Origin of the sequence: Kitasatospora sp. NBC_01539 (genome assembly GCF_045040525.1) — a bacterium.
Taxonomy (GTDB): Bacteria; Actinomycetota; Actinomycetes; order Streptomycetales; family Streptomycetaceae; genus Kitasatospora.
The window spans coordinates 4,947,753-4,972,484 of sequence record NZ_CP109390.1 but is presented as its reverse complement, the minus strand read 5'-3'; the positions used below and the strand labels follow the sequence as shown (position 1 = coordinate 4,972,484).

The following is a 24,732-nucleotide window of genomic DNA, read 5'->3' as shown; positions in this document are numbered from 1 at the left end:
TGTGCGACCCGGCGCCGTTCAGCCTACGCCGCCGGGCCGGTGCAGCCGGGCGGGGGTGGCGAGGTGCAGCCGGGTGAAGGCGAGCGCCTCCGCGAGGTCGGCCTCGCGTTCGGCGGGCGACCCGGAGCGCCGGGTGTTGACCTCCAGCACCACGTGGCCGTCGAAGCCCGTACGGGCGAGCTGCTCCAGCAGCACCGCGCACGGCTGCGTGCCGCGGCCGGGGATGAGGTGCTCGTCCTTGCCGGAGCCGGAGCCGTCCGCGAGGTGCACGTGGGCGAGCCGGCCGCCCATCCGGCCGACCATCTCCAGCGCGTCCACGCGGGAGGTCGCGGCGTGCGACAGGTCGACCGTGAAGTGCCGGTACTCCTCCTCGGTGACGTCCCAGCCGGGCGCGTAGGCGAGCATCTCGCGGTCCTTGTACCGCCACGGGTACATGTTCTCCACGGCGAAGCGGACGTCCGTCTCCCCCGCCATCCGGCCGATGCCGGCGACGAACTCCCGCGCGTACTGCCGCTGCCAGCGGAACGGCGGGTGCACCACCACCGTGTCGGCGCCCAGCTTCTCGGCCGCCGCCCGGGCCCGCACGAGCTTCGTCCACGGGTCGGTGGTCCACACCCGCTGGGTGATCAGCAGGCACGGCGCGTGCACGGCGAGGATCGGCATGCGGTGCGCGTCGGAGAGCCGGCGCAGCGCCTCGACGTCCTGGCTCACCGGGTCGTTCCAGACCATCACCTCGACGCCGTCGTAGCCGAGCCGCGCGGCGAGTTCGAAGGCGGTCGCCGTGGTCGACGGGTACACCGAGGCGGTGGAGAGCGCCACCTTCGTGTCCGGCACGTGCACGCCCGGGTGCGGGGGCAGCACCAGGCGGTCGGTGGTGCGCAGCAGCGGTGCCGGGCGGGGGTCCTTGCGGCGGGTCTCCTTCACCGCCCGGGCCACCTTGGCGGCCTTCGCCACCCTGGCGGTCTTCGCGGCGGTCACCGACCGGACGGTCCTGGCGGAGCGGGCGGCCGCGCCCTTCGCGGTGCGTGACGCGGCGCCCCGGGTGGCACGGGGGGCGTCGGCGGCCTGCTCGCCGGGGCCGCCGTCCCGATCCTCCGTACGGCGCCTGGGCGGGGTGCCGGCCTCGGCCCGGCGCGTGCGGGGGGCCCGCCGTGCCGCGCCCTCGGCGGCGCGGCCGGCCGGCGCCGCGTCGTCGTCCGCTGCTTCCGCCACGGGAGACAGGGTATGCGGCGGGGCGGACGAATGGGGGCAGAGGCGGAGGAAGCGTGGCCCGGATCTCACTCCGGGCGGTCGGGCGACCGCCCGGGGCGGGTTCAGGGGGCGAGCGCGGGGCGGCGGTCGGCCGGGCCGCCGAGGGCGTCGAGGCGGCGCAGGATGATGCCCTCGCGCAGCGCCCACGGGCAGATGTCGAGCTGCTCCAGGCCGAAGAGGTCCATCGCGGCGTCCGCCACGACGGCCCCCGCGAGGAGCTGCCGGGCGCGGCCCTGCGACACGCCGGGGATCCTGGCCCGCTCGGCGACGGTCATCGCGGCGAGGCGGGGCAGCCACGCCGCGAGGCCGCTGCGGGTGAGCCGCCGCGGCACGCGGGGGCCGGCGTCGGCGGGGGCGGCGCCGGTCATGCGGGCCAGTTGCTTGAAGGTCTTGGAGGTGGCGACCGCGTGGTCCGGTGCGCCCTGCCGGGTGAACTCGCCGACCACCTGGGCGATCTCGGCCCGGACGTGGCGGCGCAGCTCCCGGACGTCCTCGGGGTCGGCGGTGTCGCCGGGGAGGCGGGCGGTCAGCCGGCCGGCGCCGAGCGGCAGGGAGGCGGCGATGTCGGGCTGCTCGTCGCGGCCGCAGGCGATCTCCAGCGAGCCGCCGCCGATGTCCAGGTTGAGCAGCCGGCCGGAGGACCAGCCGAACCAGCGGCGTACGGCGAGGAAGGTCAGCCGGGCCTCGTCCTGCCCGGCGAGCACCCGCAGTTCGATGCCGGTCTCGTCGGCGACGCGGCGCAGCACCTCCCCGCCGTTGGCGGCCTCGCGCACGGCGGAGGTGGCGAACGGAAGTATCTCCACGACGCCCTTGTCCTCGGCGACGGCGATCGACGAGGCGACCATCGACACGAGGCGGTCCACACCCGTCGGGGAGATCGCCCCGGTGTCGTCGAGCAGCTCGGCGAGCCGCAACTCGGCCTTGTGCGAGTACGCCGGGAGCGGGGCCGCACCGGGGTGCGCGTCCACCACGAGGAAGTGGACCGTGTTGGAACCTACGTCGAGGACACCGAGTCGCATAGCGGTCCACGCTACGCGATGCGGGCCGCTCACCTGCCCCGGTCGGGCGGGCCGGGCGCCCGCCGGGGTGCCGTCCGGGCGGCCCGGTTCCGGCGCCGGGTCACAGCAGGCCGTGCCAGAGCTGTTCGACGATCACCGCCCACCAGTTCTCCGGGTCGGTGAAGACGGTGCGGTCGATCGCGGCCAGCGCCCACTGGAGTTCGGCGACGGCCGGGCCCGCGGCGTGCGGGTGGAGGCCGCGCAGCGCCGGGAGGCGTTCGGCGAGCAGGGCGAGGCCGCGGGTGAAGGCGGTGAGGTCGGCGTTGCAGTAGCGCGCCGCGGCGGTGTCGGGGTCGATCGCGCGGACCCTGCCCTGCAGGGTGTCGACGGTGATCAGGGCGCGGCCGTCGGTGCCGAGCACGATCTGGCCGAGCAGGCCCTGCCGGGCCGCCGCGGTGGCCCGGGTGCCCCGGCCGAGGGCGGCGAGGTGGCCGGCGGCGTCGGGCAGCACCGGGGCGGTGCGGACACCGTCGTGGACGCCGTCCGGCCCGGGGTGGTGGAGCGTGAAGAAGCCGTCCACGGCGACCGGCAGGCCGACCTGGAGCAGCGGCCTGGCCAGCGCCTCCGGCAGGTCGGCCAGCACGACCGCCTCGGTGTCGAAGCGGCGGACGCCCTGCGGCCCGAACCGCTCCGCCAGCCGGGCGGCGAGGGTGCGGCCGTCCTCGGGCTGCGCCGGCGGCACCGCCCGCGGGAAGGGCACCCGGTTGGGCCGGACGCCCGCCGGCGCGGGCAGGGCGCGCACCGCCCGGGCGCGGAGGTCGAACCACGGCCCGTACGCGTGGTCGTGGGTGACCGGCACGCCGGGCAGGGCGGCGGCGACGGCGTGCGCCGCGTAGCCGCCGGGCAGGGCGGAGAGCTGCAGGTCGGTGTGCACGCCGAGGACGTCCTCCACCGGCACGCCCTGCTCCCGGAGGCGCTCCCAGGCCCGCAGCACGGGGTGCGGCAGGCCGGTGGCGGAGTGCACGACGAGGGTGCGCTCCTCGCCGAGGGCGTCGCGGTGGCGGAGTGCGGCGCGGAGGCCGGGCCCGGTGGCGGGCGGCAGCGCGGGGTCGTGGTCGCCTGCGCCGAGGAAGTCCCGGTACATCCGGACGACGTCGGGCACCGGCACGGACGGCCAGACGGTGAGGCCGCCGCCGAGGCGGTCGACGACGCCGCAGGCGGCGCCGATCTCCTCCGGCGCGCGGCGCACCCCGGTGAAGGGGTCGACGTGCACGGGCGGCGGTTCCGGCCAGACGACCCAGCCGTGCTCGAACTCGAAGCTCCGGACCTGACGGGCGCCCTCCGCGGGGAGGCCGCCGTTGATCCAGTGGTGGGCGGCCTCCAGGGCCTGCTCGCGGGTGGTCATCGGCGGGTGCTCCCGGCAGCGGTGCGGTGGACGGTGAGCCGGGACCGGGGCGGTGCGGGCTCGGCGGGACGGGCGGGCTCGGGGACGGGTTCGGGTGCGGCGGCGGCCGGCTCGGGGGCGGGCGGCTCGGGGGCGGGCGGCTCGGGGACGGCTTCGGGTGCGGCGGCCGGCCGGGCGGCCGGGGCCGGGCGGGTGTCCGCGAGGTCGAGCGGTCGGCAGCGGGCGTCCAGGGCGATCGCCCACAGGCCGTGCTCGGCGCTGTGCAGCGGTTCGGCCGCGACGGCGCCGGTCTGGTGGTCGACCCAGGTGAGGCGGTCGCCGTGGTGCACGACGTTCCACAGGTGGGACCGGCGGAAGGCGTCCAGGGTGAGCAGGACGGCCTGCGCGCCGGGGCCGGAGCGCCGCAGCGCGTCGGCGATGCGCGCGAAGGCGCCCTCGCCGTCGCCCAGGTCGAGGAAGTGCGTGCCGAGTTCGCGTTCGGCGCGGTCGCGGCCGCCGTACTCGCCGAGGGGGCCGTCGGGCAGCCGGGGGGCCGCGCAGACCGGCAGGCCGGCGAACGTGTCGACGCCGGAGAGGGCGAGGTCGACACCGGTGTTGGCGCGGCCGGGCTCGCGCGGGCCGCCGCCGTTCAGGGCCTGCGCCCAGCCGCCGCCGGACGGGTCCGGGTGCGGCGCGGGGGTGCCGTCCGGCTGCCGGGGCACCAGCCGCTCCACCTCCGCCTGGTGCGCGGGGTCGACGGGCCCCAGGCCGCCGGGGCGCCCGTAGGGGCGGCCGTCGGCGAGGCTGCGGACCGGCACGGGCGCGCCGGGGCCGTCGGCGGGCCGTCCGGCCCGCGAGGCGAGGTAGGCGGCCGCGACCTGCCCCGGGTGCAGCACCGCCACCACCGTGGGTCCGGTGTGCGGCTCGGTGCCGAGGGCCTCGGGGCGGCGGCGGAGGTCCGCGGTCGGCTCGCCGAGGCGGACCGGCAGCGGCGCCGCACCGGACCCCGGGGCGGCGGGCGTGCCGGGGGCGCCGCCCGCGGGGGTGCGGGAGGCGGCGCCCGGGGTGCCGACCACGGCGCCGACGACCCCGGCGGAGCCGCCCTGCGCGCCGGGCTGGCCCGCCGCGCCGGGGACGGCCGTGCCGACCGGGGCACCCGGCGCACCGGCGGCGCCGGGACCTCCGGCGGGGGCACCGGTGACCGGTGCGCCGCCGACCGGACCGGCGGCGGGAACGCCGGCCGACGGGACGGCGCCGACCGGTGCGGCACCGGCGGGAGCCCCGCCGACCGGGCCGAGCGGGAACCCGGCCGCCGCACCGCCTCCGGACGCCACCGGCCCGGCCGGCTCGCCGCCGTGCCGCACACCGGACACCGGCATGCCGGGATCGGCGGTGCCGCCGTAGGAACCGCCGGAGGAGGGCTGCGGCGCGAGGACCACCGAGTCGGTGTGCACGCTGACCGGGCCGGCTGGACGCGGGGCGGCGGCGGGCAGGTCGTGGACCGGTTCGTACACGGGTGCCTGGTAGGAGTGGCCGGCCGACGGGGCGGAGGTGTGTCCGGCGACCGGGCTGCGGTGCCCCGCGCTCTCGTGGGCCGCCGGCAGGGACGGGCCGGACGCGGCGGCGGCCTGCACGGTGACGGGGCCGGCCTGCACGGTCACCGGACCGGTGCCGCCGGGGCCGGTGACCCCGGGGCCGGTGACGGCGTCGAGCAGCGGGTCGCCGCCGGGACGGCCGTGCCCTCCGTGCGCGCCCCGGACGGCCCCGGGCACGGTGTCCGTCCCGAGGTCGGCGGCGGCCACCGGGAGGCCGTCCACGCCGAGCCGGACGCCGTCCGGGCCGACGGCCGCGTCGACGAGCGGGCGGCCGTCGCGGCCGACGCCGGCGACGACCGGCCGGCCCTCGCCGTCGGTGAGGATCCGGCCGTCGGTACCGACGGCCAGGCCGGCGGCGGGGTTGCCCTCGGCGTCGAGCATGACGGGCCGGCCGTGCCGGTCGAGGACGGGGTGGCCGTCCTTGCCGACGGCCAGGGTCAGGCCGGTGTCGCCGACCGCGCCGTCGGCGGTGACGGTCAGGGGCTTGCCGTCGGCACCGGTGAGGGGCTTGCCGTCGGCACCCAGGGCGAGGCCTGCGATCTCCTTGCCGTCGGCGCCGACGACGACGGGCCGGCCGTCCTCGCCCAGCAGCGGCCTGCCGTCGGCGCCGACCGCGACGGTGACGCCGTCGAGGCCGCCGAGCGGCGCGCCGTCCGCGCCGAGCAGCACGGGCCGGCCCTCGGCGTCGGTGAGCACGGTGCCGTCGGGGCCGACGGCGGCGGAGAGGGCGCGCACCCCGGCCACGGCGGCGGCGCCGCCGACGGCGCTGCCGGCGAGCTCGCCGGTGAGCGCGCCGCCGGAGCGGGCCGCGCTCAGGGTGCGGAGTTCGCCGTGCCGGCCGGCGCCGTCGGCCTGGGCGATGCGTTCGAGGGCGGTGACGGCGGGCTCGCGGAGCGCCGCCTGCAGGCCGTCCTTCATCGCGCGGCCGAGTTCGGCCAGCAGCGCGGTGACCCTGGTCCTGGCGGCTCCGACGGCGACGGCCTCGCCCGCCTCGGCGACGGCGCCCTTGACCGTGCCGGCCACCTGGCCGACGAGGCCGGTCAGGCCGTCGTCCGCGGCGTCCTTCACCTGCGCGGCGGCGGCGGCCTCGGCGGCGTCGGCCTTCCTGATCTCCTCGGCGAGCTCGGTGAGCACGGCGACGATGTCGGCCTTGCAGCTGTCGGTGGCGGCGGCGGCGCGGTCGAAGGCCCCGGCGACGGCGTCCGCGGCGGCGTGCGCGTCGTCGAGGTGGCCGCGGCCGCCGCCGGAGAAGCCGCGCCAGTGGTCGGCGAAGGCCTCGACGGCGGGTCCGGAGTTCTCGCCGGTGACGCGCTGCGCGGCGGCGACGCCGCGTCGGCCGATCTGCTCCGCCTCGGCGCCGAACTCGCGCCAGAGGCAGGCGGCGCGGCGCAGCGCGTCCTCGTCGGCCTCCGGCCAGTGGCGGCCGAGCCGGGCCATGACCGGGGCCAGCTCCTCGGGCAGGTTCCTGGGCATGTGGTCCCCCTTCGGTGGTGCGGCTTGACGGTCCGTCGGATCAGACCGCGGACGGGCCCGGGCCGGTTCCCGGGCGGATCGCCCGGAAGGCGTCGCGGTTGTCCCGGTCGGTGTGTTCGGCGTTGTCGGCCATGGTGTGGAGGCCGGAGCCGACACCGCCGAGGCGGTCGGCGAGACCCTGCAGACCGGCGAGGACGCCTTCGCGGGCGCCTTCGTAGGCGGTGCCGAAGCCCTGGCCGGGCTCGTCCCGGCCCCAGGGGGTGCCGAGGGCCGCGAGGCCGTTCTCCAGGTCGAGCGCGGCCCGGGCGAACGCGTTCGAGACGGTCTCGAACTCCCGCCCCTCGCCGTGCAGTTCCCAAGGCTTGATCAGGACCTTGTCGGTCATCGCCGTCCCCCGTCGTCCGTTGCGTCCCCGTACGCGCCGTCTGCAGCCCGCCATCCTAGGGCCCGCGGGTGGGGCCGCCGCGGGCCCTGCGGGCGTTTTCACCCTGCCTTCACGAGCCGCCGCGGGCCTGCGCACACCGCGTCCGGGCGGTTCCGGGCCCCGGTACTGCGGGGATGCCGCGGCGAGGCCATACCCTTGCAGCGTGGCAGCAGCAGAGACCGAGAAGCGCAAGAAGCCGGGCAAGAGCAGCTCGGGGGCGGCCCCGACGGTCGTCGACCTGGCGATGCCGACCGTGCGGCCGGAGGTTCCGCTGGACTTCCCCCGGGCCTGGGCGGAGTTCGGCGACCCGGCCGACGACGAGCAGGTGTTCCGCTGCGACCTCACCTGGCTGACGTCGGGCTGGGGCTGCATCTTCGGCAAGGGCTGCCACGGCATCCGGGAGGGCCGCGGCGCCTCGGACGGCTGCTGCACGCTGGGCGCGCACTACTCCGACGAGGACGACGAGCAGCGCGTGGCCGGGCACGCGGCCCGGCTGACCCCGCAGATGTGGGAGAACCACGCGCACGGCACCGACGCCAAGGGCCGGATCAGGCTCGACGGCGGCATCACGATGTTCGACGAGGACGGCGACCGGCAGACCCGCCGGATCGACGGCGCCTGCCTGTTCCGCAACAGCCCGGACTTCGCGGGCGGCGCGGGCTGCGCGCTGCACATCCTGGCGCTGTCCGAGGGGCGCGAGCCGCTGGAGACCAAGCCGGACGTCTGCTGGCAGCTGCCGGTCCGGCGCACCTACGACTGGATCGACCGCCCGGACGACACCCGCTACCTGCAGGTGAGCATCGGCGAGTACGACCGGCGCGGCTGGGGGCCGGGCGGCCACGACCTGCACTGGTGGTGCACCGGGAGCCCGGAGGCGCACAACGCGCCCGACCCGGTGTACATCGGCTACCGCGCCGAGCTGACCGAGCTGATGGGCCCGGAGGCGTACGCGGTGCTGGTGGGGCTCTGCGAGGAGCGGATCGCCTCGGGCGGCCACCGGAACCTCGCCCCGCACCCCGCCGACTGACGGGCGGGCCGGGCGGGGGGCGCCGCCCGGCCTACTTGTCGATGTCGCCGACGACGAAGAACATCGAGCCGAGGATCGCGACCATGTCGGCGACCAGGGTGCCGGGCAGCAGCTCGGTCAGTGCCTGGATGTTGTTGTACGACGCCGAGCGGAGCTTGAGCCGCCACGGCGTCTTGTCGCCGCGCGAGACCAGGTAGTAGCCGTTGACGCCGAGCGGGTTCTCGGTCCACGCGTAGGTGGCGCCCTCGGGGGCCTTGAGCACCTTGGGCAGCCGCTGGTTGACCGGCCCGGGGGCGGACTGCGCGAGGCGGTCGAGGCAGGCGTCGGCGAGGGCCAGGGAGTTGGCGGCCTGCTCCAGCAGGCACTCGAAGCGGGCGAGGCAGTCGCCCTCCTCGCGGGTGACGACGGTGAGCACGTCCTGCAGCTCGCCGTAGGCGAGGTAGGGCTCGTCGCGGCGGAGGTCGAAGTCGACGCCGCTGGCGCGGGCGATCGGGCCGCTGACGCCGTAGGCGTGCACCTGCTCGCGGGTGAGGACGCCGACGCCGGCGGTGCGGCCGCGGAAGATCTCGTTGCCGAGCACGAGGTCCTCGTACACGGGCAGCTGGTCGCGGACGGCGGCGACCGCCCGGCGGACCCGGCCGAGCCAGCCGGCGGGGAGGTCCTCCTTGAGGCCGCCGACCCGGTTGAACATGTAGTGCATGCGGCCGCCGGAGGCCTCCTCCAGCACGTGCTGGAGCTCCTCGCGGGCGGTGAAGGCGTGGAAGATCGGCGTGATGCCGCCGAGCTCCAGCGGGTACGAGCCGAGGAACATCAGGTGGTTGAGCACCCGGTTGAGCTCGGCGAGCAGGGTGCGGGTCCAGACGGCCCGCTCGGGCACCTCCATGCCGAGCATCCGCTCGACGGCGAGCACCACGCCGAGCTCGTTGGAGAAGGCGGAGAGCCAGTCGTGCCGGTTGGCCAGCATGATGATCTGGCGGTAGTCGCGGGCCTCGAAGAGCTTCTCCGCGCCGCGGTGCATGTAGCCGATGACCGGCTCCGCGGTGACGATCCGCTCGCCGTCCAGCACCAGCTTCAGCCGCAGCACGCCGTGCGTGGACGGGTGCTGCGGGCCGATGTTGAGCACCATGTCGCTGGTGCCGAGCTCGCCCGTGAACTGCTCCGCGCCCGCGCCGATGCCGACCGTCGTCTCCCTCATGGCATCAGAGTCTGCCACCCCGCGGGCGCGGGCAGGCCCGCCAGGCTCCGCGGTACCGGCATGCGGACGGCCTGTGCGAGCCAGCCGAACCCGCCCAGGCCGGCCGGGTCGGTCAGCTCCGCCGCCTCCCCGGCGCCGCCGAGGGCGCGCAGGTAGGCCGCGGGGTCGCTGGAGGCGAGGGCGAGCGGCGGCCGTCCGCCGTGCACGCCGAGCGCGTGCAGGGCGGCATGCTGCGTCGTCCACAGGCTGTGGACGGCGGGCGCGGCCGCGGCGTCGAGGGCGACGTGCGCGGTGACGTCGCAGCTGCCGTCGGGGACGGGCGGCACCTCGCGGCCGGCCCGGAAGCCGGCGAGGGTGCCGAACGGCGGGCGGTCCCCGGCGCCGTGCGCGTAGTCGACGGCGACCGCGAGTCCCTGCGCGAGGCTGCCGACGGCCCGCGCCCAGGCCTCGTCGCGGGGGCGGCCGATCTCGACGCGTCCGCCGCCGGGCCACCAGCGGGCCGCCCACGCGGCGTCGGCGGCGTCCAGCGGGCCGCCCGGGCGCTCCTCCCCCTCCGGCGACACCTCGACGTAGCGCAGCACGCCGTCCTCGCCGGGCTCGGCGACGTCCAGCGGCACGTTGTCGAGCCACTCGTTGGCGAACAGCAGCCCGCGCACCCCCGCCGGCGGCCGGTCCGTCCACACCACCCGCTCCGGCAGGCCGGCCGGCCGGGCGGCGAGCTCCACCGCGTACGGGCGGACCCGCGCGGCCGTCGGCGCGTCGAGGGCCGCGAGCACGCCCGCGGTCAGCTCGCCGCGGCCCGCCCCGACGTCGACGAAGGCCAGCTCCGCCGGGCGGCCGAGGGCCTCGTCCACCTCGGCGAGCAGCCGGGCCACCGCCCCCGCGAACCCCGCCGAGGCGTGCACGGACGTCCGGAAGTGCCCGGCCGGGCCCTCCGGCCTGCGGTAGAAGCCGTCGGGGCCGTACAGCGCGCGTTCCATGGCGGGCCGCCACCGCATCCACGTCATGGGGCAGGACGCTACCTTCCGGAGGGGGCGTCTCCACCCTGCGGCGGATACCGGATCGCCCTCACGGCGGACCTGGGGGCCCTCCGCGACTGCCTACGCTTGAGAGGTGCATCGACTCAACGCCTGGCTCCGCCGCCACCCGATGGTGGTGGACTCCGCCTGGGCACTGGTCGTCCTGCTGCTGGGGCTGCTCTCGGACTTCACCGGCTCCGGCTGGCAGCGGTACGGCGGCGTGGCCGTGTCCTTCGCGATCGCGGGCCTGATGGCCGTCCGGCGCCGCCGGCCGGACCTCGCCGCGGCCGGCGGCACCGCGCTCGGGCTGGGCCAGATCGCCCTGCACGTCGAGCCGGGCGGGTCGTCGATCGGCTACCTGGTCTTCGCCTACACCGGAGCCGCCTTCGGCTCGCCGTGGGCGTCGCGGCTGGTGCTGGTGGTGGGGCTGGCGGCCGGCCCGCTGACGCTGTGGCGGTTCGACGGGAGCGGCAGCCCGCCGGAGACCGTGGACGCCGCACCGCCGCCCGGGCCCGGCACGTGGCAGTCGGTGTTCATCGCGGTGCTGATGTCGACGCCGTTCGTGCTGTGCTGGGCGTGGGGCCGGCTGACCCGGGTCCGGGCGGCGTACCTGGTCGAGCTGGAGGACCGGGCCGCCCGGCTGGAGCGCGAGCGGGACGCCCGCGCGAAGGTCGCGGTCGCCGCCGAGCGCGCCCGGATCGCCCGCGAGCTGCACGACGTCGTCGCGCACAACGTCTCGGTGATGATCGTTCAGGCCGACGGCGCCGCCTACGTGCTGGACAACTCGCCGCAGCAGGCGAAGGAGGCGCTCGCCACCATCGCCGGCACCGGCCGCCAGGCACTGGTCGAGATGCGCCGGCTGCTCGGGGTGCTGCGCACCTCCGAGACGGCCGGGGAGTACGTGCCGCAGCCCGGCGTGGAGGAGCTGCCGGACCTGCTGGAGCAGGTCCGCACGGCCGGCCTGCCGGTCGACTTCGCCACTTCCGGCGACCAGCGGGAGCTGCCGCGCGGACTGGAGCTGACGGTCTACCGGATCGTCCAGGAGGCACTGACCAACGTGCGCAAGCACGGCGGTCCGGGCGTCCGGGCGCGGGTCGCCGTCGACTTCGGCGCGCACGACCTGGAGGTGTTCGTCGAGGACGACGGCCGCGGCGCCGTCGGCACCCGGGCCGACGACGGTGGTGGCGACGGCACCGGCCATGGTCTGATCGGCATGCGCGAGCGCGTCGGCATGGTCGGCGGCAGCCTCGACGTCGGCCCGCGGCCCGGCGGCGGCTTCCGCATCCGGGCCGTCCTCCCGCTGAGGGCCGCCAAGTGAACCCGATGGTCCCGCCGACGAAGGAGTGCCCGACCGTGCCCATCCGCGTGATGCTCGTCGACGACCAGGAACTGCTGCGGACGGGCTTCCGGATGGTCCTGCAGTCGCAGGGCGACATCGAGATCTCCGCCGAGGCCGGCGACGGCGCCCAGGCCCTGGAGGTGCTGGCGCACGCCGAGGTCGACGTGATCCTCATGGACGTCCGGATGCCGCGCATGGACGGCGTGCAGGCCACCCGACAGATCTGCCTGGACGCCACCGGCGCACCCCGCCCCGGGGCGCCGCACGTGCTCATCCTCACCACCTTCGACCTCGACGAGTACGCCTTCGCCGCCCTGAAGGCCGGGGCGAGCGGCTTCCTCCTCAAGGACGTGCCGCCGACCGAGCTGGTCGCGGCGATCCGCTCGGTGCACGGCGGCGACGCGGTGGTCGCGCCGACGACCACCCGGCGGATGATCGACCGCTTCGCCCAGGTGCTGCCGACCCCCTCCTCGGCGCCCGGCGCACCCGTGCTGGAGCCGCTCACCGACCGCGAGCGCGAGGTGTTCCTGCTGGTCGCCCAGGGCCTGTCGAACAGCGAGATCGCCGCGCGCCTCGGCCTGTCCGAGGCGACCGTGAAGACCCACGTCGGCCGGATCCTCGCCAAACTCCGCCTGCGCGACCGGGTCCAGGCCGTGGTCCTCGCCTACGAGAACGGCCTCGTCCGCGCCGGCGCAGCGGACTGACCGCACCCGCGTGCCGCCCGGCCCCACGCGGGCCCGCCGCGGCCGACCCGTACGATGGACCGGTACGTCTGGTACCTGCACAGGACTGGAACGGGAAAGCAATGACGAGGGCCGAGCGGTGAGCGCGTCCGACAATGCCCCGGCCCTCGGGCCGACCGATCCCTTCGGTGATCCGCTGGACCCGGAGAACCGGCCCGCCCGCCTCGCGGTCGGCGTGGTCGGCACCGGCCGGGTCGGGCCCGCGCTGGGTGCCGCCCTGCAGCTCGCCGGGCACCGGGTGGTCGCCGCGTCCGGGGTGTCCGCCGTCTCCCGGCGGCGGGCCGACGCGCTGCTGCCGGGCGTGCGACTGGTCTCCCCGCCGCAGGTGCTGGCCGCCGCCGACCTGGTGCTGCTCACCGTGCCCGACGACGCGCTCGCCGACCTGGTCGCCGGGCTGGCCTCCACCGGTGCCGTCCGGCCCGGACAGATCGTGGTGCACACCTCGGGCGCGCACGGCGTCGCCGTGCTGGAGCCGGCCACCCGCGCGGGCGCGCTGCCGCTGGCCCTGCACCCGGCGATGACGTTCACCGGCACCTCCGTCGACCTGGACCGCCTGGCGGGCTGCCCGTTCGGCGTGACGGCGCCGCCGGAGCTGCGACCCGTCGCCGAGGCGCTGGTGGTGGAGATGGGCGGCGAGCCCGAGTGGGTGCCCGAGGAGGTGCGTCCGCTCTACCACACGGCGCTCGCGCACGGCGCGAACCACCTGGTCACGCTGGTCGCGCAGGCGATGGAGCTGCTGCGCACCGCAGGCGTCGCCGAGCCGGGGCGGCTGCTCGGCCCGCTGCTCGGCGCCGCCCTCGACAACTCCCTGCGCTCCGGCGACGCGGCACTCACCGGCCCGGTCGCCCGTGGCGACGCCGGCACCGTCCGCCGCCACCTGGGACAGCTGGGAGCGGTGTCGCCGGACATCGGCCAGGCGTACCGTGCGATGGCCCGCGCCACCGCGCAGCGGGCGGTCCGGGGCGGATCGCTCAAGGAAGAGGCGGCGGCGGCGCTGCTGGACGTACTGAACGAGGAGACCACCTGATGGCACGCGGCAGGCAGCCGAAGGCGAAGGCCACCCCCACGACCGTGCTCACCCGCACCGTCACCGAGTTCGAGGCGGCCTTCTGGCCCGACGAGCAGCCGGTGGACAACGCCGTCGTCATGACGATGGGCGCGCTGCACGCCGGGCACGCCGCACTGATCCGCGCCGCCCGCAAGCAGGTCGGCCAGGACGGCCGGGTCGCGGTGACGGTCTTCGTCAACCCGCTGCAGTTCGGCGCGGGCGAGGACCTGGAGCGCTACCCGCGCAGTCTGGACGCCGACCTCGCGCTCGCGCAGGAGTTCGGCGCGGACGTCGTCTTCGCCCCCACCACCGAGGAGGTGTACCCGAACGGCGAGCCGCAGGTGCGCCTCTCCGCGGGCCCGATGGGCGCCGGCTTCGAAGGCGCCTCCCGGCCCGGGCACTTCGACGGCATGCTGACCGTCGTCGCGAAGCTGCTGCACATCACCGACCCGGACTTCGCGTTCTTCGGCGAGAAGGACGCCCAGCAGCTGGCGCTCGTCCGCCGGATGGTCGCCGACCTCGACTTCGACGTGGAGATCGTCGGCGTCCCGACCGTCCGCGAGGAGGACGGCCTGGCGCTGTCCTCGCGCAACCGCTTCCTCTCCGACGCCGAGCGTGCGCAGGCACTCGCCCTCTCGAAGGCGCTGTTCGCCGGCCGCGACGCGGGCGCGCAGGGCCCGAAGGCGGTCCGCGACGCGGCCGCGGGCGTCCTGGACACCGCCGACGGCGTCACCCTCGACTACCTCGCCCTGATCGACCCGGACTCCTTCACCGAGGTGCCGGACGACTTCCAGGGCGAGGCGGTGCTGGCCGTCGCCGCGAAGGTGGGCCCCGCCCGCCTGATCGACAACACCGGCATCATCGTCCGATGAACGGCACCACCGCACCGCACCATCCGCACCGTCCGTAGTAGGCATGCACTCACAGGAGGCGTGACCAGATGCTCCGCACCATGCTCAAGTCCAAGATCCACCGGGCCACCGTGACCCAGGCCGACCTGCACTACGTCGGCTCCGTCACCGTCGACGAGGACCTGCTCGACGCCGCCGACCTGCTCGCCGGCGAGCTCGTCCACATCGTCGACATCAACAACGGCGCCCGCCTGGAGACCTACACCATCGCCGGGCCGCGCGGCTCCGGCGTGATCGGCATCAACGGCGCGGCCGCCCGGCTCGTGCACCCCGGCGACCTGGTGATCCTCATCGCCTACGGGCAGATGGACACCGCCGAGGCCAAGGGCTACCTGCCGAAGGTGGTCTTCGTGGACGGCGACAACCGGATCACCGGCCTCGGCGGCGACGCCGCCGAGGCACCCGAGGGCGGCGGCCTCGTCCGCGGCGACCTGGTGGCCCCCACCCCGACGGCAGGGGGCGCGTACCGTGATGCGAACGGCGCGACCCCCACCGCCGCGCGCTGAAGGAGCATGTGAACGCCATGTCGTACCGCCTGACCGCCCCCGTCCCCGGCTGGACCACGACCACCGACGTCGTCGTGGTCGGCTCCGGGGTCGCCGGCCTCACCGTCGCGCTCAACGTCCGCAAGGCCGGCCTGCGGGCCATGGTGGTCACCAAGGCGATGCTCGACGACGGCTCCACCCGCTGGGCCCAGGGCGGCATCGCCGCCGCCCTGGGCGACGGCGACACCCCCGAGCAGCACCTCGACGACACCCTCGTCGCCGGCGCCGGCCTCTGCGACGAGGAAGCCGTGCGCACCCTCGTCACCGAGGGCCCCGACGCCGTGCACCGGCTGATCGGCACCGGCGCCGCCTTCGACCAGGACGCCGACGGCGCGATCCTCCTCACCCGCGAGGGCGGCCACCACCGCCGCCGGATCGCCCACGCCGGCGGCGACGCCACCGGCGCGGAGATATCCCGCGCACTGGTCGCCGCCGTCCGCTCCGACCCGGGCATCGAGCTGATCGAGCACGCCCTCGTCCTCGACCTCCTCACCGACGCCGACGGCCGCGCCGCGGGCCTGACCCTGCACGTCATGGGCGAGGGCCAGCGCGACGGCGTCGGCGCGATCCGCGCCCGCGCCGTGGTGCTCGCCACCGGCGGCATGGGCCAGGTCTTCTCCGCCACCACCAACCCGGCGGTCTCCACCGGCGACGGCGTCGCGCTGGCGCTCCGCGCCGGTGCGGAGGTCACCGACCTGGAGTTCGTCCAGTTCCACCCCACCGTGCTCTGGCTCGGCCCGGACGCCGAGGGCCAGCAGCCGCTGGTCTCCGAGGCCGTCCGCGGCGAGGGCGCGTACCTCGTCGACGGCGCGGGCGTGCGGTTCATGGCCGGGCAGCACGAACTCGCCGAGCTGGCCCCGCGCGACATCGTCGCCAAGGCCATCACCCGGCAGATGCAGCTGCAGGGCGCCGAGCACATGTACCTCGACGGCCGGCACTTCGGCGCCGAGATGTGGGAGCAGCGCTTCCCCACCATCCTCGCCTCCTGCCGCTCGCACGGCATCGACCCGGTCACCGGCCTCATCCCGGTCGCGCCCGCCGCGCACTACGCCTCCGGCGGCGTCCGCACCGACCTCACCGGCCGCACCACCGTGCCCGGCCTGTACGCCTGCGGCGAGGTCGCCTGCACCGGTGTGCACGGCGCCAACCGGCTGGCCTCCAACTCCCTGCTGGAGGGCCTGGTCTTCGCCGAGCGGATCGCGGCCGACCTGGCCGAACGCCACCGCGCCGGCGACCTCCCCGAGCGCTCGGTCGACGTCGCCGCCGCCCGTTCGGCGCGCACCGCGCCGCTGCTCGCCCCGGAGACCCGGGCCGAGATCCAGCGGCTGATGTCGCGCGGTGCGGGCGTGCTGCGCTCGGCCGCGTCGATGGCCGCCACCGCCGAGGGCCTCGCCGCGCTCGGCCGGGAGGCCGGCACCCACCTCGACGAGGGCAAGCCCGCCGACCCCCGGGTGGAGACCTGGGAGGCCGCCAACCTGCACCTGGTGGCGACCGCCCTGGTCGCCGCCGCGGTGCTGCGCGAGGAGACCCGCGGCTGCCACTGGCGCGAGGACTTCCCGGAGCGCGACGACGCGCACTGGCTGCGCCACGTGGTCACCGTCCTCGGCTCGGACGGCGCCCCCGAGGCGTCCGCCGGCCGGCCCTGACCTGCCCCGTCCACGTCCCGCGCGGCCGACGGCCGCCCACCCTCCGCCCGGCCCGCGCCGGACGTCAGAGTTCAAGGAGCACCCGATGACCCACGACGAACTTCCCATGGCCGGCGGCTGCGGCGACGGCTGCGCCTGCGGCGAGGGCGAGGCGTACGAGACCGGCCTGGACCCGGCCCTGGCCGGGCTGCTGGAGAAGGCCGGCCTCGACCCGGTCGAGGTCGAGGACATCGCGATGCTCGCGCTCGGCGAGGACCTGGCCGGCGGCGAGGACGTGACCTCCGTGGCGACCGTCCCGGCGGACGCCGTGGCCACCGCCGACTTCACGGCCCGCGAGGCCGGCGTCGTCGCGGGCCTGCGGGTGGCCGAGGCCGTGGTGTCGCTGGTCTGCGAGGAGGAGTTCGAGGTCGAGCGGCACGTCGAGGACGGCGCCCGGGTCGAGGCCGGCCAGGTGCTGCTCTCGGTGCGCAGCCGCACCCGCGACCTGCTCACCGCCGAGCGCAGCGCGCTGAACCTGCTCTGCCACCTCTCCGGCATCGCCACCGCCACCCGCGCCTGGGCCGACGCCCTGGAGGGCACCGGCGCGACCGTCCGCGACACCCGCAAGACCACGCCGGGCCTGCGGGCGCTGGAGAAGTTCGCGGTGCGCTGCGGCGGCGGCGCGAACCACCGCATGGCGCTCTCCGACGCCGCGCTGGTGAAGGACAACCACGTGGTGGCGGCCGGCGGCGTCGCGGAGGCGTTCCTGGCCGTCCGGGCCGCGTACCCGGACCTGCCGGTGGAGATCGAGGTCGACACCCTGGAGCAGATCCCGCCGGTGCTGGAGGCCGGGGCCGACCTCGTGCTGCTCGACAACTTCACGGTGCCGCAGCTGAAGGAGGCCGTCGCCCTGGTGGCCGGCCGGGCGAGGCTGGAGGCCTCCGGCGGGCTGACCCTGGCCACCGCCCGCGAGGTCGCCGAGACTGGTGTCGACTACCTGGCCGTCGGCGCCCTCACCCACTCCTCGCCCGTCCTCGACATCGGCCTGGACCTCCGGGCCTGACCCCACCTCGACAGAAAGCCATCCCGTGCTCCTCAGCATCGACGTCGGCAACACCCAGACCACGCTCGGCCTGTTCGACGGCGAGGACATCGTCGAACACTGGCGGATCTCGACCGATCCCCGCCGCACCGCCGACGAGCTGGCGGTGCTGATGCAGGGGCTGATGGGCGCCCACCCGGTCGCCGGCACCCCGCGGGCGGCCGGCACGCCCGCGGGCGACGACCGGGTGTCGGGGCTGGCGATCTGCTCGTCCGTGCCCGCCGTGCTCCACGAGCTCCGCGAGGTGACGCGCCGTTACTACGGCGACGTGCCCGCGGTGATCGTGGAGCCGGGGGTGAAGACCGGCGTGCACGTCCTCATGGACAACCCCAAGGAGGTCGGCGCCGACCGGATCGTGAACGCGCTCGCCGCCAACCACCTCTACGGCGGCCCGTGCATCGTGGTCGACTTCGGCACCGCCACCACCTTCGACGCGGTGAACGCCCGCGGCGACTACGTCGGCGGGGCGATCGCGCCCGGCATCGAGATCTCGGTGGAGGCGCTCGGCATGCGCGGCGCGCAGCTCCGCAAGATCGAGCTGGCCCGCCCCCGCAACGTCATCGGCAAGAACACCGTTGAAGGGATGCAGTCGGGCATCCTGTACGGCTTCGCCGGACAGGTCGACGGCCTGGTCAACCGGATGTCCCGGGAGCTCTCCAAGGACCCGGACGACGTCCAGGTCATCGCCACCGGCGGCCTGGCGCCGCTGGTGCTCGGCGAGGCGGAGACGATCGACGTGCACGAGCCCTGGCTCACGCTGATCGGCCTGCGGCTGGTCTTCGAGCGCAACAGGGCGGCCTGAACGGGCCGGGCGGGAAAGCCTGCTGACGGCCGGTCCGGTCCTCCGGGCCGGCCGTCGGCAGGTCGGATCAGCGGCAGATACGCCAATCGGGACAACGGCGGCGCCAATCGCCCGAAATCGGACGTACGCCACGTACTGTCACCTCATGCCTACGCCACACGGATCGCGCGGCGGCATGGCCTTCAGCGCCGACGAAGTCCGCGTGCTGCGCCGCGCCCTCGCCCAAGCCCTCTACCCGGCCCTCCACGAGCGGCTGCAACCGCCCGGACTGTCCGCCGCGCTGTGGGCGGAGGACGTCCAGGAGGCGCTGCGGCTCACCGAGTCGATCGACGAGGCCGCACGGGAGGGCGGACGGCTGCGCAGCTTCCTGCTGGCCGACCTGTCCCGCTACCGCGCCGCACTGCCCGGCAGCGCCTGCGGCTACCTCGAACGGCTGGAGGAGGCGGTCACCGACGGCTACCTCCCCACCCCGGACGACCTCTCCGCGCTGCGGTCGCTCTCCCGGCTGCCCTGCGGCCCGGCCGAGCGCTCGCGCCGCTCCCGCCTGGCGGGCCGCTGCCACGCCCTGGCCGAGGCGGAGGTGCGCGAGCGGCTGTCCCTCACCTCGGGGCAGCGCCACCTGACGGCCGTCCCGAACCCGGCGTCCGAGTCCCTGCCCGCCATCACCGTTGGAGGACGCATCCCCATGAGCACCCCCAAGTCCCCGGCCCCCGCCGAGCGCCCCCAGCCGCGCCGGATGCCGACCCCCGCCGAACTCTTCGGGCGACGCACCAAGGCGAACCCGCAGAACGAGCCGCCCGCCCCCGAGGACGACGACGAAGGCACCGAACTCGCCACCGGCACCGGCTGAGCACGGCGGAGGCCCGTTCGGGGGCGGCCCGCGGCAGAGCGCCGCGGACCGCCCCCGCGGCATGCCCGCGTCGATGCCGTGGCGGCCTTCGGTCACAGGTCTGCAACTTCTGCTATCGATACGAACGTTCACGTCCCGAACTGTCCGATTGATCTGGCTGCTGCCGGACCGGGAACGTCCTAGGGTCTGCGGGCACACGTACACCGATCTCTCGGGGGGACCATGCGCCGTACGCGCGCACGCATCATCGGCCTGGCGACCGCCGTTTCGTCCATCGCCCTCGGCGGTTCGTTCGCCGCGCCGGCGCACGCCGCGGATCTCGCCCTCGACGCGCCGGCCGCTGTCTCCGTCATCCCACGGCCCGCGACGGGCGATGCCGTCGCCAAGCCGGTCACGCTCAACCTGACCGGCACCGTGGCTAAGGGCCAGCACGCCATCACGTACACCTTCGACGCGAGCGGCCTCGCCGGCCTGGCCGAGCTCGACCCGAACCTCGGTGGCTCCGCCTGCACCTCCGCGAACGCCGTCTTCACCTGCACGTCCCTGCTCTACTCGCAGGACGGCAAGCTGAGCCACCAGGTGAGTCCGGAGCTCACCGCCGTCAAGGGAGCAGCCCTCGGCAGCACCGGGCACCTGCTGGTCACCGAGGCCACCGACGCGGGCACCGTCACGGCGGACGTCCTCGTCTCGGTGGGCGGCCCCGACCTGCGGATCTCCACGGACAGCCAGCTGAAGGGGCTCAAGCCCGGTTCGTCCGTCACTCCCGTCCTGAAGATCGTGAACCAGGGGTCGCTGCCCAGCGGCCGCCTCGTCCTGGTCTTCGACGCGATCGCCGGCCTGACCATCGAGCACCGGTTCGCCAACTGCGAGTACGCGAGCGGCGCCGGTGCGCCCGAGTTGGCGATCTGCACCATCAACACCTCCGTCGCCCCCGGCGAGACGGTCACGATCGATCCGGTACGGCTCGGGGTCGGCAGCGACGCGCTGAAGAGCTGGATCGACGTCACCGCCTTCCCCGGCGAGAGCGACCAGACCGCCCGGTACCGCGCCCGGCTCGGTTTCGAACACGGCTCCGGCCCCGCGCGGCTCACGGCCGGAAGGGCCGAGTCGGAGGACACGAAGCCGGGACCCCCGAACGCCACCCGGTACGACGAGAACATGGTCTCGATCGCCGTGGAGGTCGACAACACCGCGGACTTCTCGGCCATCGGCGCCTGGGTGCCCGGTACGGGCGATCACGTCGGCAGGTTGACCGCAGGCCTCCGCAACAGCGGCCCCGGCCACCTGCTGGACCGCAGCGGCGGCGAGGCCGCACCGAACGTCCGCGTGGTGCTCCCCGCCGGGACGGTCGTCACCGGGAAGCCCGCCGGCTGCGAATCCGCCGAGGGCGGGGACCACCTCACGTGGTCCTGCACCGGCCCGTGGGACGTGCCGGCCGGATTCCAGAAGACCTTCGACTTCGAGCTGAGGACCACCGGGACGGGCCCGGTCGCGGTCGTCTCGCTGCAGAACACCCGCAGTGACAACGAGCCCGGTCACCCCTCCGCCGTCATGCCGTGGGACCCCCACCCGGACAACGACCTGACCCGGGTGACGCTCGGCGCGGCACCGGACGGCCAGGTCCCCGCCCCGGGAACGTCCCCGAGCACGTCGGCGTCCGCCTCACCGACCGGCTCGGCCTCTCCGTCCGCCTCGGCGACGCCGTCCCCCTCCGCCTCCGCCTCCGGGAGTGCCGGGGCCGGAAGCGGCACCGGCGGCGGCCTGGCCTTCACCGGCGCCTCCGCCATCGGCCCGATGGTCGGGATCGGCACCGGCGCCGTGGCGGTCGGCGGCACCGTGCTCCTGCTGGCACGCCGCCGCCGCGCCGGCTCGCACGGCTGACCCGTCCGGCAACCGGCGGCCCCGGAGCGTCCCCGTGACGCCCGGGGCCGCTGCGCGTATCCCGTGCCGGACCAGGCCGTGCCGGTGGCTACCCTTGTGGGGTGAGCGATCAGAGCACCGTCCTTGCGACCGACGACCTCCCCGAGCAGATGCGCGTCCGGCGCGAGAAGCTGGACCGGCTCCGGGCGGCCGGCGTCGACCCCTACCCGGTCGGCTTCCCCCGCACCTCCACCATCGCCGACCTGCGGGCCAAGCACCCGGACCTCGCCGCGGACACCGCCACCGGCGAGCGGGTCGGCATCACCGGCCGCGTCATCCTGGCCCGCACCGGCGGCAAGCTCTGCTTCGCCACGCTGCGCGACGGCTCCGGTGACCTCCAGGTGATGTTCTCCCTCGACAAGCTCGGCGAGGAGCGGCTCGGCGCCTGGAAGACCGACATCGACCTCGGCGACCAGGTCGGCGTCGAGGGCGAGGTCATCACCTCCCGCCGCGGCGAGCTCAGCGTGATGGTCGACCGCTGGGAGCTCACCGCCAAGTGCCTGCGGCCGCTGCCCGACAAGCACAAGGGCCTGACCGACCCCGAGGCGCGGGTGCGCCAGCGGTACGTCGACCTGATCGTGAACCCCGAGGCGCGCGAGATGCTCCGGCTGCGCACGAAGGTCGTCCGCTCGATCCGCCGCACCTACGAGGACCGCGGCTACCTCGAGGTCGAGACCCCGATGCTGCAGCCGATCCACGGCGGCGCCAACGCCCGTCCCTTCACGACGCACATCAACGCGTACGACATCGAGCTGTACCTGCGCATCGCCACCGAGCTCTACCTCAAGCGGCTGGTCGTCGGCGGCGCCGAGAAGGTCTTCGAGATCAACCGGAACTTCCGCAACGAGGGCGCCGACGCGACCCACAACCCGGAGTTCACCGCCCTGGAGTCGTACGAGGCGTACGGCGACTACGACACCCAGGCCGAACTGATCCGCGCGATCGTCGTCAACGCCGCCCGGGACGCCCTCGGCACCACCGTCGTGCGCGGCCTCGGCCCGGACGGCGAGGAGCACGAGATCGACCTGGCCGAGCCCTGGGAGGAGGTCTCCGTCTACCCGGGGATCTCCGCCCGGATCGGCACCGAGATCACCCCCGACACCACGGTGGACGAGCTGCGCCGCCTCGCCGACGGGGCCGGCGTGCCGTGGGAGAAGGAGTGGGGGCACGGCCAGATCGTCCTGGAGATGATCGAGCGGCTGCTGGAGCACCACGCGATCCGCCCGACCTTCATCCGGGACTACCCGACCGAGGTCTCCCCCCTCACCCGGCAGCACCGCTCGATCCCGGGCGTCGCCGAGAAGTGGGACCTGGTCATCTTCGGCACCGAGATCGGCACCGCCTACTCGGAGCTGATCGACCCGGTCGAGCAGCGCGCCCGCCTCACCGCGCAGTCGCTGCTGGCGGCCGGCGGCGACGTCGAGGCCATGCAGGTCGACGAGGACTTCCTCCGCGCCCTGGAGTACGCGATGCCCCCGACCGGCGGCCTCGGCCTCGGCGTGGACCGCCTGATCATGCTGCTGACCGGCAAGAACATCCGCGAGACGGTGCTGTTCCCGCTGGTGAAGCCGGAGAAGCAGACCACCACCACCTCCGAGGAGGAGTGACCTGATGGACTACGTCAGTGCGATCGTGCCGCCGCTGGTCATGGCGATCGGCTTCGGCTTCCTGGTGCGGGCGATCATCCGCAGCCAGGGCGGCTCCCAGAAGGGCAAGGAGGACGCCGCGGCCGACGCGATGGCCGCCTCGGCGGGCCGCACCGCCGAATAGCCGGGCGCTCCGGGGACCCATCCGGCGCGCCGCCGCCCCCGCCACGGGGGCGGCGGCGCGCCGTTCGCTTGCCGAATCGCCAATTTTGTCCGATTCAGTTCCTATCCTGGCCGGACTATGGTGCGGCAACTCGGAGAACTCGAGAACGACATCATGACCAGGGTGTGGCAGTGGAACCGCCCGGTCACGGTTCGCGAGGTTCTGCACGATCTGCAGGCGGAACGCGATATCGCCTACACGACCGTGATGACGGTGCTCGACAAGCTCCACAGAAAGGGCTGGCTGCGCCGGGAACAGGTCGGCCGGGCCTATCGATATGAGCCGGTCTCCTCCCGCGAGGCGTACACGGCGGCGCTGATGAACGACGCCTGGGCCACCAGCGACAATCCGGCGGCGGCCCTCGTGCACTTCTTCGGGCTGATGTCGCCGGAGCAGCGGGAGGCCCTCCGGGACGCCCTGCGGGTCACCGCGGTCCTCCCCGCGGAACCGGATCCGCCGGAACCCGCGGGCCCTTCCCGCGGAACCGGGGAGACCGGGGGCGGTGCGGCACGATAACGTCCCGGCATGGAGGTCACCATCCGCCGGGCGCGGACCACCGACGTGCGGGCCGTGCGGGCGCTCATCGACGCCTATTCACGGGACGGCATTCTGCTCGACAAGCCGACCGTCACTCTGTTCGAATCCGTGCAGGAGTTCTGGGTGGCCGAGCGCGACGACACGGGCACCGTGGTCGCCTGCGGCGCCCTGCACGTCATGTGGGAGGACCTGGCCGAGGTCCGCACGCTCGCGGTCCATCCGTCCTGCAAGGGGCTCGGCATCGGGCACGTGCTCCTGGAGAAGCTGGTGCAGACAGCCCGCTGGCTCGGCGTCCGTCGGATTTTCTGCTTGACGTTCGAGGTGGCCTTCTTCACGAAACACGGTTTCGTCGAGATCGGCGAGACCGACGACAGCACCTCGGACCCGGCGGCCGTCGCGGCGGAAGTCTATGAAGAACTCCTGCGCTCGTACGATGAAGGTGTCGCGGAGTTCCTTGACGTGGAGCGGGTCAAGCCGAACACCCTGGGCAACTCACGCATGCTGCTGCACCTCTGAGCGCTGCCCCCGTGCGCCCTGCGGGCCCGACTCCGGGCGGCAGGGGTTTGTGTTTTCCGGGAAAAGGCGGTTTCCTTTGCCTAGGCAAATGGTCGTTTACTCGGAAAGGGAAGCCCGTGGCACAGAGGGTGCAGGTCATTCTTGAAGACGATCTCGACGGTGGCTCCGCGGACGAAACGGTGACGTTCGCGCTGGACGGCGTTGCCTACGAGATCGACCTGAAGAGCGCCAACGCGGACAGGCTCCGCGATCTGCTGGCCCCGTACGTCGAGAAGGGCCGCAAGCAGAGCGGCCGCATCGTGGGTGCCCGCCGCGCCACGAGCAGCCGGAGCGCGGGTCGTCCCGCCGCCGCCTCGGGGCCGGACACCGCGAAGGTCCGCAGCTGGGCCAAGGAGCAGGGCCTGGAGATCAACGACCGGGGCCGCGTCCCCAGCGAGATCAAGGCGCAGTACGACAAGGCGCACGCCTCCTGACGGACGGCGGCGCCGGAACCGGGCCCGCCCCGGGAACGGAACCGGCCGATCGCGCACCATTGTCATGGCATGCGCATGATCGGCCGGTCCGATGACGGGCAGCGGGACCGGGCCGTGCTGTGCAACGCTGTAGGGAGCGGAGCGGC

General features: G+C 75.2%; 23 protein-coding genes. 16 read left to right on the top strand and 7 right to left on the bottom strand.

Annotation, left to right across the window (positions count from 1 at the left end):
- Positions 1–18: 18 nt before the first annotated feature.
- The 5 genes from OG335_RS21490 to OG335_RS21470 form a co-directional block, all read right to left on the bottom strand.
- The gene (locus tag OG335_RS21490; RefSeq protein WP_405015477.1) at positions 19–840 is read right to left on the bottom strand and encodes a sugar phosphate isomerase/epimerase family protein; all 822 of its coding nucleotides are present in this window, start codon (positions 838–840) and stop codon (positions 19–21) included.
- Positions 841–1,313: 473 nt separating this feature from the next.
- Entirely contained in the window at positions 1,314–2,270 is a 957-nt protein-coding gene (locus tag OG335_RS21485; protein ID WP_405012748.1) for a Ppx/GppA family phosphatase, read from the bottom strand.
- A 100-nt stretch (positions 2,271–2,370) separates the two neighbouring features.
- Positions 2,371–3,654 carry an SUKH-4 family immunity protein gene (locus tag OG335_RS21480; protein ID WP_405012747.1) on the bottom strand — a complete coding sequence of 428 codons (1,284 nt, stop codon included), beginning with the start codon at positions 3,652–3,654 and terminating at the stop codon, positions 2,371–2,373.
- On the bottom strand, positions 3,651–6,701 hold the full coding sequence (locus OG335_RS21475; RefSeq protein ID WP_405012746.1) for a toxin glutamine deamidase domain-containing protein: 3,051 nt from the start codon (positions 6,699–6,701) through the stop codon (positions 3,651–3,653). Before OG335_RS21475 ends, OG335_RS21480 begins: the two co-directional genes overlap by 4 nt.
- Positions 6,702–6,741: 40 nt before the next feature.
- Positions 6,742–7,086 carry a WXG100 family type VII secretion target gene (locus OG335_RS21470; protein WP_405012745.1) on the bottom strand — a complete coding sequence of 115 codons (345 nt, stop codon included), beginning with the start codon at positions 7,084–7,086 and terminating at the stop codon, positions 6,742–6,744.
- A 202-nt stretch (positions 7,087–7,288) separates the two neighbouring features.
- On the opposite strand from OG335_RS21470, the gene OG335_RS21465 reads away from it, so the two are divergent.
- Complete coding sequence (locus OG335_RS21465; RefSeq protein ID WP_405012744.1) at positions 7,289–8,152, top strand: hypothetical protein; 864 nt, start codon at positions 7,289–7,291, stop codon at positions 8,150–8,152.
- 31 nt (positions 8,153–8,183) lie between these two features.
- Here the strand turns inward: OG335_RS21465 and OG335_RS21460 are convergent, their stop codons facing one another.
- Positions 8,184–9,347: an NADH-quinone oxidoreductase subunit D gene (locus OG335_RS21460; RefSeq protein ID WP_405012743.1), complete on the bottom strand. Its 1,164-nt coding sequence runs from the start codon at positions 9,345–9,347 to the stop codon at positions 8,184–8,186.
- On the bottom strand, positions 9,344–10,354 hold the full coding sequence (locus tag OG335_RS21455) for an SAM-dependent methyltransferase (protein ID WP_405012742.1): 1,011 nt from the start codon (positions 10,352–10,354) through the stop codon (positions 9,344–9,346). The genes OG335_RS21460 and OG335_RS21455 overlap by 4 nt, the downstream gene beginning before the upstream one ends.
- A 142-nt stretch (positions 10,355–10,496) precedes the next feature.
- On the opposite strand from OG335_RS21455, the gene OG335_RS21450 reads away from it, so the two are divergent.
- The 15 genes from OG335_RS21450 to OG335_RS21380 all read left to right on the top strand — a co-directional run bounded on the left by OG335_RS21450 (position 10,497) and on the right by OG335_RS21380 (position 24,586).
- Positions 10,497–11,684 carry a sensor histidine kinase gene (locus OG335_RS21450; protein WP_405015476.1) on the top strand — a complete coding sequence of 396 codons (1,188 nt, stop codon included), beginning with the start codon at positions 10,497–10,499 and terminating at the stop codon, positions 11,682–11,684.
- A gap of 35 nt (positions 11,685–11,719) precedes the next feature.
- Complete coding sequence (locus tag OG335_RS21445; RefSeq protein WP_405012741.1) at positions 11,720–12,409, top strand: response regulator; 690 nt, start codon at positions 11,720–11,722, stop codon at positions 12,407–12,409.
- A 118-nt stretch (positions 12,410–12,527) separates the two neighbouring features.
- A complete protein-coding gene (locus tag OG335_RS21440) occupies positions 12,528–13,475 on the top strand; it encodes a Rossmann-like and DUF2520 domain-containing protein (RefSeq protein ID WP_405012740.1) in 948 nt (315 codons plus the stop codon).
- The gene (gene panC, locus OG335_RS21435; protein WP_405012739.1) at positions 13,475–14,368 is read left to right on the top strand and encodes a pantoate--beta-alanine ligase; all 894 of its coding nucleotides are present in this window, start codon (positions 13,475–13,477) and stop codon (positions 14,366–14,368) included. Before OG335_RS21440 ends, panC begins: the two co-directional genes overlap by 1 nt.
- 68 nt (positions 14,369–14,436) lie before the next feature.
- Entirely contained in the window at positions 14,437–14,913 is a 477-nt protein-coding gene (gene panD, locus OG335_RS21430; RefSeq protein ID WP_405012738.1) for an aspartate 1-decarboxylase, read from the top strand.
- 17 nt (positions 14,914–14,930) lie between these two features.
- Positions 14,931–16,598 carry an L-aspartate oxidase gene (locus OG335_RS21425; RefSeq protein WP_405012737.1) on the top strand — a complete coding sequence of 556 codons (1,668 nt, stop codon included), beginning with the start codon at positions 14,931–14,933 and terminating at the stop codon, positions 16,596–16,598.
- Positions 16,599–16,683: 85 nt separating this feature from the next.
- A complete protein-coding gene (nadC, locus tag OG335_RS21420; RefSeq protein WP_405012736.1) occupies positions 16,684–17,640 on the top strand; it encodes a carboxylating nicotinate-nucleotide diphosphorylase in 957 nt (318 codons plus the stop codon).
- 25 nt (positions 17,641–17,665) lie between these two features.
- The gene (locus OG335_RS21415; protein ID WP_405012735.1) at positions 17,666–18,481 is read left to right on the top strand and encodes a type III pantothenate kinase; all 816 of its coding nucleotides are present in this window, start codon (positions 17,666–17,668) and stop codon (positions 18,479–18,481) included.
- Positions 18,482–18,626: 145 nt separating this feature from the next.
- Positions 18,627–19,331, top strand: a complete 705-nt coding sequence (locus OG335_RS21410; RefSeq protein WP_405012734.1) for a hypothetical protein — start codon at positions 18,627–18,629, stop codon at positions 19,329–19,331.
- A 222-nt stretch (positions 19,332–19,553) separates the two neighbouring features.
- Positions 19,554–21,212 carry a hypothetical protein gene (locus OG335_RS21405; RefSeq protein ID WP_405012733.1) on the top strand — a complete coding sequence of 553 codons (1,659 nt, stop codon included), beginning with the start codon at positions 19,554–19,556 and terminating at the stop codon, positions 21,210–21,212.
- A 101-nt stretch (positions 21,213–21,313) separates the two neighbouring features.
- Positions 21,314–22,858: a bifunctional lysylphosphatidylglycerol synthetase/lysine--tRNA ligase LysX gene (gene lysX / locus OG335_RS21400; protein ID WP_405012732.1), complete on the top strand. Its 1,545-nt coding sequence runs from the start codon at positions 21,314–21,316 to the stop codon at positions 22,856–22,858.
- Between the two features lie 4 nt (positions 22,859–22,862).
- The gene (locus OG335_RS21395; RefSeq protein ID WP_405012731.1) at positions 22,863–23,021 is read left to right on the top strand and encodes a hypothetical protein; all 159 of its coding nucleotides are present in this window, start codon (positions 22,863–22,865) and stop codon (positions 23,019–23,021) included.
- 117 nt (positions 23,022–23,138) lie between these two features.
- Positions 23,139–23,576, top strand: a complete 438-nt coding sequence (locus OG335_RS21390) for a BlaI/MecI/CopY family transcriptional regulator (protein ID WP_405012730.1) — start codon at positions 23,139–23,141, stop codon at positions 23,574–23,576.
- Positions 23,577–23,585: 9 nt separating this feature from the next.
- Positions 23,586–24,113 carry an amino-acid N-acetyltransferase gene (locus tag OG335_RS21385; RefSeq protein ID WP_405012729.1) on the top strand — a complete coding sequence of 176 codons (528 nt, stop codon included), beginning with the start codon at positions 23,586–23,588 and terminating at the stop codon, positions 24,111–24,113.
- A 116-nt stretch (positions 24,114–24,229) separates the two neighbouring features.
- A complete protein-coding gene (locus tag OG335_RS21380) occupies positions 24,230–24,586 on the top strand; it encodes an Lsr2 family protein (RefSeq protein ID WP_405012728.1) in 357 nt (118 codons plus the stop codon).
- Positions 24,587–24,732 lie beyond the last annotated feature (146 nt).